Genomic DNA, 14,383 nt, shown 5'->3' with positions numbered 1-14,383 from the left:
ATGTCAATCCCTTAACTTAATGACATTGGGTCGACATCCTTGACTTCTTTAAGTAGGTCCATGTTGGTGTAAACCACCATGACCGTGTTGTCCAGGCCGTGGTCAGCCACGTCGGCGATGTCCATTTCCGCCAGCTTGTCGCCAGCCTTGACTGAATCGCCTTGCTCAACGAAGAGATTGAAGGGTTCCCCCTTCAGTTCCACCGTGTCGATCCCCAAGTGGATCAAGACTTCCAGCCCTTCGGCCGTCTTGACGCCGATAGCGTGCTTGGTCGGGAACAGGGTGGTAATGGTCCCGGAAACCGGGGCAACTACTTCCTGGCCGGTCGGCTTAACGGCAAAACCGTCGCCCAGCATCTTTTGGGAGAAGACGTCATCGCTGACTTCGGACAGGGGAATCAGATTGCCCTTGATGGGCGCCTTGACTTCATTACCTTTTGACTTGGACTTTTTAAAGAAATTAAACATGAATATCAGCCTTTCACCGCTCTAAAGGCGAGAACAACATAGAACACAAAACAAATTACGAATAAAGAAGCAATTAAGTAGGTCAAGGACAGCAGCTGGCTCGGCTTTACCTTGCTCTCTTCAGGTAAATCCTCTCCCCGCCGCAGGGCAAAAATAGCGAAGAGGAGACAGAACCAGTTGCCAACGATCAGCTGGGTCCACAGCTGCAGCTTCATAAACTTCATGTACTGGCGCCGGTCGGCCAAGAGGGCCCCGCCGTCGATCCAGCAGAGGTAACCCAAGAGAAAGTCACCGGCTGCCACGATGATTGACACCGTGGTCGCGGGACTGGCCGCGATGGAGTCAGTGATCGTCTGTTTGGCCGCCCCGGCCCGCAGCTGCAAGAGCAGCAGGTAGGCCAGCGGGGCAAAAAAGAGGACGAAGGTGTAGATCTTTAATATTCTTTTCGGCGTCAGACGGGCAGACTTAGTCAACCTGTCTAGCCAATTCAAAGCTTTCTCCTGCATTATTCATCCTCTTTTCTCAGCCACTCGCAGTAGCCGTTAATCAATAAATCAATCATTGTGTAAGCCGGACTAAAAGCCCAGTTCTTGGTGCTGATGCTCTCATGGAAGAGACTTGGCTGGAAAAAGAGACTGTAGTCAGACAGACTGGCCAGCCGGCTCTCCTTGATGGTCGTCAGCGAAGTAATCGTCAAATGCTCATTGAGCAAGTGCAGCTCATCCAGGAGCTGGCACAAGTCAGGATCTTCCCCGGAAAATGAAATCACAATCACTTGGTCATGGTCTTGCAGCCAATTCTTCGACATCTTCAATTCACTAATCGCTGATGGCATGACAACCGTCGGCTTGCCCACATTCACCAGGAGCTGGTTGGAGAGATAGCTGGCGATAGACGCCTGCTGCCAGCCGGTGGTGTAAATGTAGATATTTTCTGTCTGGTTTAAGGTCGAATAAAAGCTTTCAAAATCCAGTGTCCTGAAATAGCTGAGCTCTGAGCGCAGATTCTTGACCAGGCGCTCGGCGAAGGTATCTTGCTGCTTAACCATCCGCTTCTCCCCCTTGGAAAAATCTGCCAGCTCGTATTTCAATTCGCTGTAGCCACTTAGACCGACCTTTTTGCATAAGCGAAAAATGGCCGATTCTGAAACATAAAGCTTCTTGGCCAATTTCGCCAGACTGAGTTCGCTGCATTCAGCAGCATTGTTCAGCAAGTAATTCAAGATCTTCTTATCCGATGGATTCAGATCACTTGATTTTTCCACGATTCGTGCTTTTAGTCCTACCATAAAAGTCTCCTCTTGCTAACTTGTTGACATTTTCACCTAGTTAACAGAATAGCACTTTTATGGGCTTAGACCAATTTAAAAACTTACATAATTTCCTTCATCTTGTCGACAACCCGTTCAGCTTCCAGGCCGACCACGATGTCGATTTCCTGGTCATCCCGTCTTTCAACGGCGCTGGCCCCGAACTTCTTGAAGTCGTCGTCGCCGGCAACCTTCTTAGTGTCAAAGACGTGGACTCTTACTCTGGTTGAGCAGGAAGTCAGTTCTTTAATGTTGCTTCTGCCGCCCAGCAGGTCCAGGTAGCCGGTGGCCTTTTCTTCATCAGGGTCGACTTCGGCCTTGGCAACGGTGTTGCCGCTGTCGGCAATAATATCTTCAATTCTTTCCAGAACTTGGGCAACGTCCAGACCAACGATGACCTGGATGGCTGAACCGTGACGGACAACCCCGACTGCCTGGTTCTTTCTGAAGGCAGCATCGGCGCCGACCTTGTCAGGATCCTTGACAGTTACCCGCAAACGGGTTGCGCAGGAAGTGATTTCAGCAATGTTTTCCGGCCCGCCCAAGAGAGTCGCGTAAGCCGTAGCTCTCGCGATGTATGGGTCAGAGGAGTTTTGCCCGGCAGCTTCAGCAGCTTGTTCAGCAGCCTTGGCTTCCTTGTATTGCTTCTTGTTCATCAGCTTGACTTCCTGGTCGTCAGCTTCCCGGCCTGGAGTAGCGTAGTTGAACTTGACGATCATAAAGCGGAAGATGAAGTAGATGATCACGGCATAGATCAAACCAATGATGAATTGGGCCATGTAGGTGTGCCAGTGGTTAGCCCACAGCGGCAGCCAGTTCATGGAAGCAATCCCGATGGCCCCGTCAGTCATTTGGCCGACAACGCCGAAGATGTACATGGTGGTGTTCATGGTTGCGGCCAGAACTGAGTAGATAACCCAGAGGATTGGAGCCGCGAAGAGGTAGGTAAAGTCAACAGGTTCAGTAATCCCGGCCAGGAATGAAGTCAAAGCAGCTGGCAAAAGCAAGGCTGAAGTCTGCTTCTTCTTGTCCTTCTTGGCAGTGTGGTAGAAGGCCAGGCAGATGGCTGGCACAAGGAAGACTTTTTCATTCCCGTAAAGCATGAAGCCCATGTTTGGAGCCAGGCTCTTCAGGCTCTTAGTGCTTTCGGCAAATTCAGTCAAGTGCTTGAGCCACCATGGTTGCAAGCCCCCGGCAACGACGGCCGGACCGTATTGGAACGGAATGTAAACCAAGTGGTGCAGGCCAGTTGGAATCAGGACCCGGTTCAGGAAGTTGAAGATCCAAACCCCGATCAAGCCGCTGGATGCCATGAATTCCTGCAAACCAGTGATGCCCATTTGTACCTTTGGCCAGATAAGGCAGGTCAGGAAGGCAACTGGGAACATGGCCACGAAGCCTAAGATGACAACGAAGGCTGAACCCTGGAAGGTACCCAGGAAGTCCGGCAATTTCTTGTCAAAGTAGCGGTTGTGCAGCCAAACCACGATACCGGCGATGACCAGGGAACCAACGATACTGGTGTCCAGGGTCTTGATCCCGGCAATCATGGTCAAACCATTGTTGGCTGAGTTGGCCACGATCTGGGTCTTAACGTAGTCCTTAAGGCCGAAGAAGGCACCCCAGTGGGTCAAGAAACCAGCGATAAAGTAGTTGAAAGTCCAGTAGGTAACGATGGCTTCCATGGCTGCCCGCCCGTGGGCCTTCTTAGCCAGCCCGATTGGCAGGCCGACCACGAAGAGCATGTCAACTTGGTTAAAGACGGTCCAGCCACCTTGTTGAACGGTGTCCCACAGACCGTACCAGAAGGTATTGGTGTTTGCCAGTGAGCCAAAGATCAACGGGTTGTTGAACAGGCTGGTTAAGGCAACCACGATACCGGCGAAAGAGAAAAGCAGGACAGGCACGAACATCGCCGCCCCGAATTTCTGTAGTTTCTGCATCATAAGCAATCTTCCTCCTTGCTTCTTTTTATTTCAATTCATTCTGACTACTTCAAATCCGGCCAGTAAGGCTTGTTGACGACCATCATGTCGTCCAGGATCTTCTTGGCCACGCTAGCGTCTGGAACAGTCTTGTTCAAGGCAAAGGCCTGCAGCATCTTGATGTAGGACTTTTGCTCATAAGCATCGACAACCAGCTTTTCGCAGGTTACTTGTTCCATCATCAGACCCAGTTGGAAGCGGCCGGCTTCACCGACTACCAGCGGCTGCACGCCGTTTGAGCCAAAGAGGCAAGGCACTTCAACGATAGCATCGTCTGGGAAGTTGCAGATGGCCCCGTTGTTCGGAATATTGGCCAAGTACTTCTCGTGGGTGTTGAAGGCGATCGCGTGGCAGATGTCAATGATGTAGTTGGAGTGCACTTCGCTTTCCCAAAGGTTGCCCTTGGCCGTGCCTTCCTTGACGATCCGGGCGCATTCACCGAAGACTATCTTTTGCCGGTATTCCAGGATTTCATCGGTTCTGGTGTAGTGCGGGTTGGCGTTTTCCACTTCGTATTGCGGGAAGTAGTAGTACTGCATGTAGTTGTTTGGCAGAGTCGTCGGGTCCAAAGCGTAGCAGTCAGCAACCTTCTTGAAAGTTGCGACCCAGCTGGCTTCGGTTTCCTTGTCGAAGTCTCCGCCCACGTAGTAGCCGTTCTTCTTGACATATTCTTTCAAAAGCGGCATCAAGTCTTCCCCGGTCTTCTTGTTGGTAACGCTCTTCCACCAGCCGAAGTGATTCAAGCCGTAGTAGGTAAAGTCGAGGTCCTTGAAGCTCTTGAGCCCGGCAATGGCCGCCATTCTGCCCATATCATCGATTGGCATGTCGCAGATGTTGACAACCTTGGCATTCGGGCGGAAGCGCCGGCAGGCTTCAGAAACAATCGCGATCGTGTTGGAGTAGTTGACCATCCAAGCGTTTGGCGAGTACTTTTCCATGAAGTCGATGATTTCAATGATGGCTGGGATTGACCGCAAACCGTAGGCCATGCCTCCGGGGCCGGTAGTTTCCTGGCCGTTGACCCCGTGCTTTAAAGGAATCTTTTCATCCTGGTTGCGCATTTCGTACTTGCCGACTCTGATTGAGCCCAAGACAAAGTCAACATCAGTGAAGGCTTCTTCCGGGTCAGTCGTATACTCAAATTCGACTTGCGGTGCCTTTTCCTTGACGATGATGGCGCAGGCGTCACCGATCTTCTTTTGCCGGTCAGCATCAATGTCGTACAGCTTCAGTTTCCGCAGGGGAAGCTTGTCTTGGTTGGCACAGAGACTGATGACAAAGCCAGGGGTGAAGGTGCTGCCACCGCCGGCAATAACTACTGAAAATTTCTTGTCTGACATAAATCAATTGCTCCTTACAAAAGACATTGTTTCATCACATGGGGCCTTTCAGGCGCCCCGACCTCCCGTAAGCTTGCTTACACTCTTATTATGGCACCGCTTCCAGATATGTAAAGCGTTTACGAAAGTAAAGAACCATATTTCAAATTGTGAAAAGTATTTCGCAAGGGCGAAAAATATTTCGGAAAGCTGTCTAGACTAATTTTTACAAAGAAAAAAGGCACTGGTCTTGCCAGTACCTCGCGATTGACTTATTTTAATTAACTAAAGCTGCAGGCCATTTGGCAGAGCCAAGGCAACAGCGAAGACCAACAGAGCAGCGCCGATCAACCAAAAAGCAATTTTCTGCCCCTTTGGCAGCTCCTTTTCAACACCAAAAATTACCAAGCCCAGGCCGATCAGTCCGGACAAAAGCATGATCCAAAAACCCATTGTCTATCCTCTTTCTATTACTCTGAATGAATTTTTTGCTTACACTTATTCTACAACTAATGCCGGCCTTTGCAAGGGCTTTTTTGGAAAGCGTAATATGCAGATAAGTATACGCGAATACAAAAAATCCGCCTTCCGGCGGATTCCTTAAATTCTGTATTTTCTGCGCAGTTCCCGGTCCTGGTCGCGCTTCTTGATCGTTTCGCGCTTGTCGTATTCCTTCTTACCCTGCGCTACGCCAATCAAAACCTTGGCAAAGCCGTGCTTCAAGTAGACCTTGAGCGGCACGATGGTCATCCCCTTTTGGGCCTTCACATCGGCCAGTTTGGCGATTTCCTTCTTGTGCAAAAGCAGTCTGCGGCTTCTCAGCGGGTCATGGTTGTAGCGGTTGCCTTCCTTATATTCATCGATATGAACATTTTCCAGGAAGGCCGACCCGTTGATGATCTGCACGTAGCCATCACGCAAAGTCACGTGCCGGGCTCTGACTGACTTGATCTCCGTCCCCGTCAAAGCAATCCCGGCTTCATAAGTATCCTTGATGAAATAATCATGCCGGGCTTGCCGGTTCTGCGCGAGGACATTTTCATCCTTGGCTTTTTGTTTCATAAAAAATCCTCCCGCTTACATATTAACGGTTTGGCCGCCGGCGGTTGCCTCTTTCACTTTGCCCCAGCCGCTGGCCGCGGTTGTTGCGGCTTGGCTTGTGGCGCCGGTCACCGCTCTTGTCGCGGCCGCCGTAATTGCTCCGGCCCTTGAAGTTCCGGTCCCCGCTTCTTCTGCCCATCCCGCGGTCATTGTGGGGCCGCTTTTTGGCATCTGGATCGTAAACTTCAAAGTCCAGCTGGTGCTGCTCAACATTCGCATTGGTCAAGACAACCTTGATCGGCATCCCAACCTTATACTTCTTGTGGGTTGCCCGGCCGGTCAATGTCATGGTCTTTTCATCGTATGAGTAGTAGTCGTCCTTCAAGTTGGAGATGTGGATCAAACCTTCCACCGTGTTCTCCAACTGCACGAACATCCCAAAGCTGGTTACTGATGAAATAACCGCTTCAAACTTGTTGCCGACCTGATCAGCCATGTATTCGGTCATCTTCAAGTCGTTGGTTGCCCGTTCCGTATCGATTGACCGCCGCTCTTGCGTTGAAGTCTGATCAGCTACTTCCGGCAGTTCTTCCTTAAAGTGCTCCTTGACCTTATCCCCCATTCCTTCTTCCAGGTAGGCGTGGATCATCCGGTGGGCCATGGTGTCTGAATACCGGCGGATTGGGGAAGTAAAGTGGGTGTAGTACTTGGCCGCGATCCCGAAGTGGCCCAGCGGATCTTCTGAGTAGTGGGCCTGCTTCAAGCTCCGCAACATCATCATCTGGAGAACCGCTTCTTCCGGCGTGCCCAAAGTCTTGGTAACCACCTTCTGCAAGTCCAGCGGCTTGATGTCGTTTGGATCTGCCTTGACGTTCAAGCCAAAGGCACTGCAGAATTCAAAAAATCTGGTGATCCGGTCAGCTTCCGGCGTTTCGTGCACCCGGTAAAGGAAAGGCACCTTTTTTCTGTAGTAGGCTTCTGCCACAGTTTCATTGGCCAAAAGCATGAAGGATTCGATCATCTTTTCGGCCGTCCCCCGGCTGTGCAGGACGATGTCCACCGGCTTGCCCTTCTCATCCACGATGATCTTGGCTTCCGGTTCTTCAAAGTCGATGGCCCCCCGGGCGTGGCGCTGGTTGTACAGGGCTTCATGTAGAGCTGCCATGTCCTTGAGCATTGGCCGCACCTTAACATACTTGTCTTCCAAGTCGCTGTCCGGCACGTCAGCGCGCAAGGCCTGGTTGACCTTGTTGTAGGTCAAACGGCCGTGGGACCGCATCAAGGCCGGGTAGATGTCGTAAGATACCCGCTCACCTTCCGGGGTGATTTCCATGTCACAGGACAGAACCAAACGGTCAACGCCTTCGTTCAAGGAACAGATCCCGTTAGACAGTCTGAACGGCAGCATTGGAATAACCCGGTCGACCAAGTAGGTACTGTTGCCCCGGGCAAAAGCTTCCCGGTCCAAAGGCGTTCCTTCTTTAACATAGTGGGCCACGTCAGCGATGTGGACGCCCAGGTGGTAGTTGCCGTTGTCCAGCTTCCACAAAACGACCGCGTCGTCAAAGTCCTTGGAGTCATCCCCGTCGATCGTGACGGCTGGCTGGTCGGTGATGTCCCGCCGGCCTGCTTCATGCCTCTCTTCTTCAGTTACGTGGTCCGGGATGGCATTGGCCTGCTCTAAGGCGTCTTCTGGCCATTCAGTCCGGATGTCGTGTTCCGCTACGATGGACATGATGTCCACGCCCGGGTCGTTCTTGTTACCGATAATTTCGACAACTGCCCCGGTCATCTGGTCTGGCAACTCTTCGGTCGGGTAGGTCTTCAGAGATACCTTGACCATGTCCCCCATTTGCGGGATCAAGCCGTTTTCAGATACATAGACCCGGTACTTCTTGAACTTCTTGTTGGTCGAAATCACGTAGCCGGCAAAGTGGCTGATCTTGACCTGCAGGTCTTCCAAAGGGGTGTATTCGCCGACAATGCTGCTGGCCCCGCGCTCCAGGATTTCTTCAACCTGCCCTTCCGGCCCCTTCCCATTCCAAGGGTTGCCGCCGGCCGTGATCTTGACCTTGACCCGGTCCCCGTCCAAAGCTAGCTTGGTAGCGTCAGAGTTGATGAACACGTCATCGGCTTCTTCATCATCTAAGCGGACAAAGCCAAAGCCCTTGTCGTTGGCCCGGAAGACCCCTTCGACTTCAGTATTTTCCTGGGCCAGCTGGTAGCGGCCGTTGCCGTCAGTGATGATCTGCTTTTTCTGCTCCAGGTAGGCCAGGGCCTTGACCAGGTCGGTAAAGTTGCCCAAGCGGTCCCGGCGGGCCTGCCGCTCGATCTGGTCAACGCTGAATTGCTTTTGCGGGTTGTGCCGGAAGATCTCCAACACGCCCGCCAATACAGTCTCGTTTTGCGCCATTATTTTCTCCATCTGTATTTTCGTTAAAAAAACCTCCCATCAAGCAAGTGATCGGGAGGTTAATGATTATTTAGAAGACAGTATTGCCAAAATAATCGAAAAAGCAAAGAACAATACCAGTAGAACTGACGTCACTTTTTCCATAAAGGCTTCAAAGCCCCGCTTCTTGGTCTGGCCGCTAAAGACGGCGCCGCCTGACAAAGCGTTCAAGGCATCTTGCTGCTTCTGTGGTTGCATCATTGTCGCAATAATGATCAGCACTGAAACAATGATCAACAGCGTCATAATAAAGTTGTACAATGCACTGCCTCCAATTTATTCTACAATTACCTTACTATTCTATCATAGATAGACTTACTTTGTCTTAGTTTTTTTCAGTTCGGGCGCGTCAGTTTTATAAAGACTGCTTGCGTCCTTCTTGCCTAGCTGGCTCTTTAAGCTGGTCTTGCTCTTACCGGCTTCTGCCAGCTTCTTTAAAGAGTCAATCTTATTGTAGTCATAGTCACTGGTCTTGACCGGAGTAAACCAGGAGGGGTGGTAGAAGCGGAGCAGGTTCCCGGTCACGACCCGGTCAGACAGGGTCAGCTGGGTCAAAACCTGGTTGGCGATCAAGCGGCAGGCCTTCTTTTCCTTGGCGCCGGTGACCTTCTTGCCCGTCTTGGTGTAATAGTAGCTGCTCCCCACCTTGGTGTAGGTCGGGGTAATAAAGTTCCCATTCCGCTGGGCCACCACTTGCGGGTTCTTTTTGCTTAACAGGTCATGGCCAAACAAAATCAAGCCCTTGCTCTTGATCCCCAGCAGGTTGAGCAGGGTCGGCATCACGTCGATTTCCCCGCCGTAGGTATGCTTAATGCCGCCTTTTAAGTTGCTTGAATAAAACATGAGCGGCACTCTTTGCTGCTGCTGGTCGTCAAACTCCCCGTAATTTTTCTTCCCGGTCAGCTGGGCCATGGCCTCGTTGTGGTTGTTGGAAATCCCGTAGTGGTCGCCGTAGAAGACCAGGAGGGTCTTTTTGTCCAGGCCGGTCTTCTTCAGCCAGGTCATGAATTCGCCGATCGCCTGGTCCAGGTAGTGGGCCGTCTGCACGTAGCCGTCAACCGTGTTGTCCCCGGTCGTGGTCTTCTTGATCGACTGGTTCTGCTTGTCCAGGGTATATGGATAGTGGTTGGTGACCGTGATCATCTTCAAGTAAAAAGGCTGGGGCAGTTCAGAGATGTACTTGGCCGACTGCTGGAAGAAGATCTTGTCCTTTAAACCGTAGCCCAGGTACCAGCTGTTTTGGTACTGGTAGTAGTTCAAAGAAGCGAAATAATCATAGCCAAAAGACTTGTAGGCATTGTTCCGGTTCCAGAAGGACCCCGTCCCCCCGTGCATAACGACGGAAGTATAGCCGCCTTTTTGCTTCAAAATAGCCGGCATGGATTCAAAAGTATTGCTGGTCCCGTAAGTCGACATGGCTGACCCCGACTGGACCCCGAAGAGGGAGTTTTCCAGCATCAGTTCCGCGTCAGAGGTCTTCCCCTGCCCCACCTGGTTGAAGAAGTTGTCAAAAGCCAGAGTGTGCTTGGAATGGTAGATCTTGTTCAAGTTAGGCGTGACTTCCTTGCCCTTCCACTTGTAGCCGATCAAAAACTGCTGGAAGCTTTCCAGGTGGATAACGATGACGTTTTTCCCCTTGGCTACACCCGTATAAGCTGAATTTGGCTGGACGTAGTTGGCCTTGAGGTACTTTTTAACAGAACTCAAATCCGACACCTTGGCATTAGCCATCTGGGCGTTGGTCTGAGCCGTCTTGATCCCGTCATAAAGGGCATATTCGTTGATCCCTAAATACTTGACGATGTAGTTGTTGTCAAAAGTCCGCGTGAGCAGGCCTGACCGGTCCTTTTGGGCCAAGAGGAGGTTGCCCCCCATCAAGAGCAGGGCCGTCAGTTCAATGGCGACCTTCCTTTTCCAGGACTGGGCGTAGAGGTCCATTTTGAAAAACTTCCCCAGCAAAAGCCCCAGCAGGATCAAGGGGTCAGCAAAGGCTAAAAAGTCGCTGCCCTTGAGGATTCCGGCAATGCTTTTGCCCAAATTTTCCGAAGCGCTGCCCGAATTCTGCAGCAGGGAGAAAGAGAGGAAGTTAGAGAATTCCCGGTAGTAAAGGATGTTGGCGAAAAGCCAGGTAGCCAGGAGGAAGTCCAGGACAAGCATAGTCCAGTAGGACTTGCGCCCCTTCATCAGCATCCCCAGACCCAGGATCAGCATCCCCGACGGAATAGGGTTGATGAGCAAGAGGAAGCCCTGCATCGGGCCCGCCGCCCCCAGGGTAAACTTGGTCAGATAGATTAGGTAACACTTGAGCCAGTAGCCGAAGACCGCCAGAGTAAAGAAGCCGTTCTTCGACGTCCGCAGCCAGGTCCCAAAGGCCTTGATTTTCTGCATTTCTTTCACCTCAAAAAATCAGTCCCGCAACTTGGCCGGCTTGAAGGACCAGCCAAAGATGCCGAGAATCATGCCGAAGAAGTAGGTCGCGAACCGCCACAAGAACATGGCCAAAACGACTACCCCCGGCTGGCTGATGAAGCTGGCAAAGAGGGTCTGGAAGCTGAATTCCGCCCCGCCACTGGCCCCAGGCAAAGGAATCACGGCCATGAACATGATGATCAAGATCGTCATCAAGGTCACTTGAACATAGTCAACTGGCTGACCCAAGGCCCGCAAGGTCAGGTAAGGAGCCGAGTAGTAGCACAGGAGCTGCCCAACCGTCAAGAGAACCACGCCCCAGAGCTTTTTCTTCTCAGCCTTAAGGGCCTGGCTTTCCTTGTAGAAGCTTTCCACTTGCTCCAGGGTCGACTTCTCCCAAGCCTGGGCCCTTTCCTGGCCAAAAATCCGCCCCAACAGCTTCATGACCTTTTTAACAGCCTTAACCGTCCAGTTATGGGCAAACATGGCTAACAGGAGCAGGATGATGGAGAAGACGTGGAGGGCAAAGCCCAGGAAAATAAAGATGGCTAAAGCCGAGAACTTGCCGGCCACAAAGTGAAAGCCGAAGATAAAGGCCGTCAAATAGGCAAATAAGACAACCAGCTGGTAGCAGATGAACTTCATCATCAAAATCGAAGTTGCCCGGCCGCCGGCCATGCCCATTTCCACCATAGCCGCCAATTGCGACGGCTGCCCGCCGGTGGCCATCGGGGTGATCCCGTTGAAAAGGGCCTGGATGAGCGGAATCCGCAGATAAGACCAGAAGCTCCGCTTGGCTGTCCCCGGCCTTTTGGCCAAAAGACGGAGGATAAAGGCCTCACAGACATAGGACAAGGCCATGGCCAAAAAGACCAGGACCAGGCGCCAGGGAATAATCTGCCCGGCTGCCGCCTTTAAAGTCGCCATTGGCGTGGCCCGGAGGTCAAAGTACAAAACAAGGGAGCTGATCAATAAGACGATCAGGACTCCCCACAGATTTTTCTTATTCATAGCTGATCTGCCCCAATTCCCGGCCCAGCTGGTACTGCTCCTGGTAGAAGTCCCGCCAGATTTCAGCCAGGTGGTCTTCAGAATACTGCTGGCTGGCCTTGCGGGAAAGCTCCTGCTGACGGGCCAGGACTTCCGGATGGGTAGCCGCGAAGCGGAGCTGTTCGTTCATCTCAGCAAAGTCCTTGCCGGCCAGGTAGTAACCGTCAATGATCGCCCGGTAGAGGTCCAGGTCTCTGAGCAAGACCGGGGTCCCGCAGCTGAAGGCTTCCAGAACTGACATCGGGAAGAGTTCGTCAAAGGACGGCAAGAGGAAGAGGTCGGCCATGTTCAAGTAGTCAACCAGCTTTTCCCGGTCGATGATGCCGGTAAAGGTCAGGTTCTTGGGCGGGTTCTCCACCAGCTGCTTGAAGTGGTCATAGCCGTCCGTGATCTTGCCGAAAGAAAAGCCGCCGGCCCAGATAAACTGGTAGTCGGGGTTGGCTTCCGCCAACTTGGCGAAGTCGTCGACCCCTTTTCTGGCCTGGACCTGCCCGTCGCCAAAGACAACGAACTTGTCCTGCGGGATGCCTAATTCCTGCCGGGTGGCGTTCTTTTTGGCCTGAGTCTGTTCATAGAACTCACTCTTGGCCACGAAGTTCGGAATGTAGCGGATCTTGTTTCTGTCCAGGCCGTATTCAGTCAGCTTGTCGATGAAGATCGGGTTGACGACCACGATCTGGTCCATCCGCTTGTAAAAGTCGATCACGTACTGGTAGAAGACCTTTTTAGCCACCCCTGGCAATTTGATTGACCCTTCCAGGGTATCTGGCAAAAAGTGGACATAGCCGATCTTGCGGCCTCTGGCTGGTGAAAAGCTGTTGGCGAAGTAGGTCGGGTTGATGGTGTGGTAGTGGGTCAAGTCGCTTTTGCCGTACTTGTTGATGGTCACGTAGAAATCATCGACCAGGTGGGTCCTGAGAAGCCGGATCAGTTCCAGGTAGGCTGCCCCGACCCCTTGGCCGGCAACTGAGTCCGCCTGGGAAAACATGTTGATTCTAATCATTGCTGTCCTCTTTTTTCACTTGATAGTTGTCAATCGCGTACTGGTAAAACTTGCAGACCTCGCTGGCAAAGTGGCTGGCGGAAATTTCTTCCAGCTTTTTTGCCAGGAGCTGGGGCGGAATCTCCTGCCGGCCCTGCCGCAAGTAAGCCGCGATTTCTTCCTTCATCTGCCGCAGGCTTTCAAAAGTCAAGCCGTAAGCCGGGTCATTGAAGACCTGGTCGGTGTAGTCGGTCTTGTAAACCACGCACTTGCGTCCGCTGCCCAGGGCTTCGATATAAGTCAGCCCCTGGGTTTCCGTGTCGCTGGCTGAGACGAAGAAGTCGGCCATCTTATAGTAGCTGGCGACCTGGTCATGGGGAATATTGCCGGTAAAAATCACATGGTCTTCCAAAGTCAGGCGCTCAACCTGCTCTTTTAAGACATCCACGTCCGGGCCGTCGCCGGCGATAACAAAGACCAGCTTAGGGAATTCGGTCAACAGGTCTGGCATGACCCGGAGGATGCGGTCAATCTTCTTTTCCGCGGCTACCCGGCCCAAGGTGATGATCACCTGGGCATCCGGGGCAATCCCCAGTTTTTCCCGCAGATCTGCCTTGTCCGGGCCACTGATGGCGTCCAGGTCAACCCCGGTAGGAATCACCCGCATGGGGATCTCCACCCCGTAGCGGGCCAATAAAGCCGCTACCCGCTGGCTGGGTGCGATGACCCCGTCCATATTCTTCAAGTAGCTCTTGGTGAACTGCTGGACATGAACTGGCCGGAGCAAGTGGCCGTTTAAGACATAGTGCAGGTAGTCTTCGTACATGGTGTGGTAGGTGTGGATAGCCGGGATGCCCAATTGCCGGGCCACGTACTTGCCAATTAAGCCCATGGAAAATTCGGTCTGGGTGTGGACGATGTCCAGGTTGACCTCCTTGGCCACCTTGGCCGCCTCAAACAGGCCCCGGAAAGCAATCCGCCGCTCAGAGAAGCCAATGAAGGGCACGGAGCTGAAGCGGAAGATGTTGGCTTCAACCGTGTCCTTGTCGACGTTGGGATCAGTTGTCGTGAAGATGAAGACATTGTGACCCTGGGCCTCCAAAGCTTCTTTAAGGGTTTTGATCGACGTCGCTACCCCGCTGTTTTGCGGGAAGTAGGTGTCTGTAAACAAACCGATATTCATGTGCTTTCATTACCTCCATACTAAAAGACATTATAGAGAATCGGCAAAAGAGGTGCAAATTTCTTTACCAAAATCCAAAGAATAAAAGATATTTGCTGCAGGGAAAAAGATAAAGATAAAAGAAAAACGACTCCCAAGAGGAAGTCGTCTCAAGCGATAGCGGTGATCGGGGTCGAACCGATACGT

The 14,383-nt window shown here is 52.2% G+C and carries 13 protein-coding genes; all 13 read right to left on the bottom strand.

Features of this window, described 5'->3' with window-relative positions; all coding sequences use genetic code 11:
* Positions 1-11: 11 nt before the first annotated feature.
* Positions 12-467, bottom strand: coding sequence for a PTS sugar transporter subunit IIA (locus HMPREF3168_RS05520; RefSeq protein WP_070488922.1), 456 nt, complete (start codon positions 465-467; stop codon positions 12-14).
* Positions 468-472: 5 nt separating this feature from the next.
* Positions 473-973 carry a hypothetical protein gene (locus HMPREF3168_RS05515; RefSeq protein ID WP_003611146.1) on the bottom strand — a complete coding sequence of 167 codons (501 nt, stop codon included), beginning with the start codon at positions 971-973 and terminating at the stop codon, positions 473-475.
* Positions 973-1,755, bottom strand: coding sequence for a MurR/RpiR family transcriptional regulator (locus HMPREF3168_RS05510; RefSeq protein ID WP_070488919.1), 783 nt, complete (start codon positions 1,753-1,755; stop codon positions 973-975). The genes HMPREF3168_RS05515 and HMPREF3168_RS05510 overlap by 1 nt, the downstream gene beginning before the upstream one ends.
* Before the next feature lie 83 nt (positions 1,756-1,838).
* Positions 1,839-3,722, bottom strand: a complete 1,884-nt coding sequence (locus HMPREF3168_RS05505) for a PTS sugar transporter subunit IIBC (protein WP_003611156.1) — start codon at positions 3,720-3,722, stop codon at positions 1,839-1,841.
* A gap of 44 nt (positions 3,723-3,766) precedes the next feature.
* On the bottom strand, positions 3,767-5,101 hold the full coding sequence (locus HMPREF3168_RS05500; RefSeq protein ID WP_070488915.1) for a family 4 glycosyl hydrolase: 1,335 nt from the start codon (positions 5,099-5,101) through the stop codon (positions 3,767-3,769).
* A 264-nt stretch (positions 5,102-5,365) separates the two neighbouring features.
* Positions 5,366-5,533 carry a hypothetical protein gene (locus HMPREF3168_RS10330; RefSeq protein WP_013440103.1) on the bottom strand — a complete coding sequence of 56 codons (168 nt, stop codon included), beginning with the start codon at positions 5,531-5,533 and terminating at the stop codon, positions 5,366-5,368.
* Positions 5,534-5,680: 147 nt separating this feature from the next.
* On the bottom strand, positions 5,681-6,142 hold the full coding sequence (smpB, locus tag HMPREF3168_RS05495) for an SsrA-binding protein SmpB (protein ID WP_003611142.1): 462 nt from the start codon (positions 6,140-6,142) through the stop codon (positions 5,681-5,683).
* Between the two features lie 22 nt (positions 6,143-6,164).
* The gene (rnr, locus tag HMPREF3168_RS05490) at positions 6,165-8,534 is read right to left on the bottom strand and encodes a ribonuclease R (RefSeq protein WP_070488912.1); all 2,370 of its coding nucleotides are present in this window, start codon (positions 8,532-8,534) and stop codon (positions 6,165-6,167) included.
* A gap of 66 nt (positions 8,535-8,600) precedes the next feature.
* Entirely contained in the window at positions 8,601-8,834 is a 234-nt protein-coding gene (gene secG / locus HMPREF3168_RS05485) for a preprotein translocase subunit SecG (protein WP_002876914.1), read from the bottom strand.
* A 54-nt stretch (positions 8,835-8,888) separates the two neighbouring features.
* The gene (locus HMPREF3168_RS05480) at positions 8,889-10,961 is read right to left on the bottom strand and encodes an LTA synthase family protein (protein ID WP_070488909.1); all 2,073 of its coding nucleotides are present in this window, start codon (positions 10,959-10,961) and stop codon (positions 8,889-8,891) included.
* A gap of 18 nt (positions 10,962-10,979) precedes the next feature.
* The gene (locus HMPREF3168_RS05475; protein ID WP_070488906.1) at positions 10,980-11,993 is read right to left on the bottom strand and encodes a lysylphosphatidylglycerol synthase transmembrane domain-containing protein; all 1,014 of its coding nucleotides are present in this window, start codon (positions 11,991-11,993) and stop codon (positions 10,980-10,982) included.
* Positions 11,986-13,035: a glycosyltransferase family 4 protein gene (locus tag HMPREF3168_RS05470; protein ID WP_070488901.1), complete on the bottom strand. Its 1,050-nt coding sequence runs from the start codon at positions 13,033-13,035 to the stop codon at positions 11,986-11,988. The genes HMPREF3168_RS05475 and HMPREF3168_RS05470 overlap by 8 nt, the downstream gene beginning before the upstream one ends.
* Positions 13,028-14,197 carry a glycosyltransferase family 4 protein gene (locus HMPREF3168_RS05465; protein ID WP_070488898.1) on the bottom strand — a complete coding sequence of 390 codons (1,170 nt, stop codon included), beginning with the start codon at positions 14,195-14,197 and terminating at the stop codon, positions 13,028-13,030. The genes HMPREF3168_RS05470 and HMPREF3168_RS05465 overlap by 8 nt, the downstream gene beginning before the upstream one ends.
* Between the last annotated feature and the right edge of the window lie 186 nt (positions 14,198-14,383).

It is taken from the genome of Lactobacillus sp. HMSC08B12 (assembly GCF_001808415.1).
GTDB classification, from domain to species: Bacteria; Bacillota; Bacilli; order Lactobacillales; family Lactobacillaceae; genus Lactobacillus; species Lactobacillus delbrueckii.
This window is presented reverse-complemented; position numbering and strand designations above follow the sequence as displayed.

Excerpts from the sequence above, each read along its gene's own strand:
- HMPREF3168_RS05520 (WP_070488922.1), bottom strand. The coding sequence starts at position 467 with ATGTTTAATTTCTTTAAAAAGTCCAAGTCAAAAGGTAATGAAGTCAAG.
- HMPREF3168_RS05515 (WP_003611146.1), bottom strand. The coding sequence starts at position 973 with ATGCAGGAGAAAGCTTTGAATTGGCTAGACAGGTTGACTAAGTCTGCC.
- HMPREF3168_RS05510 (WP_070488919.1), bottom strand. The coding sequence starts at position 1,755 with ATGGTAGGACTAAAAGCACGAATCGTGGAAAAATCAAGTGATCTGAAT.
- HMPREF3168_RS05505 (WP_003611156.1), bottom strand. The coding sequence starts at position 3,722 with ATGATGCAGAAACTACAGAAATTCGGGGCGGCGATGTTCGTGCCTGTC.
- HMPREF3168_RS05500 (WP_070488915.1), bottom strand. The coding sequence starts at position 5,101 with ATGTCAGACAAGAAATTTTCAGTAGTTATTGCCGGCGGTGGCAGCACC.
- HMPREF3168_RS10330 (WP_013440103.1), bottom strand. The coding sequence starts at position 5,533 with ATGGGTTTTTGGATCATGCTTTTGTCCGGACTGATCGGCCTGGGCTTG.
- smpB (WP_003611142.1), bottom strand. The coding sequence starts at position 6,142 with ATGAAACAAAAAGCCAAGGATGAAAATGTCCTCGCGCAGAACCGGCAA.
- rnr (WP_070488912.1), bottom strand. The coding sequence starts at position 8,534 with ATGGCGCAAAACGAGACTGTATTGGCGGGCGTGTTGGAGATCTTCCGG.
- HMPREF3168_RS05480 (WP_070488909.1), bottom strand. The coding sequence starts at position 10,961 with ATGCAGAAAATCAAGGCCTTTGGGACCTGGCTGCGGACGTCGAAGAAC.
- HMPREF3168_RS05475 (WP_070488906.1), bottom strand. The coding sequence starts at position 11,993 with ATGAATAAGAAAAATCTGTGGGGAGTCCTGATCGTCTTATTGATCAGC.
- HMPREF3168_RS05470 (WP_070488901.1), bottom strand. The coding sequence starts at position 13,035 with ATGATTAGAATCAACATGTTTTCCCAGGCGGACTCAGTTGCCGGCCAA.
- HMPREF3168_RS05465 (WP_070488898.1), bottom strand. The coding sequence starts at position 14,197 with ATGAATATCGGTTTGTTTACAGACACCTACTTCCCGCAAAACAGCGGG.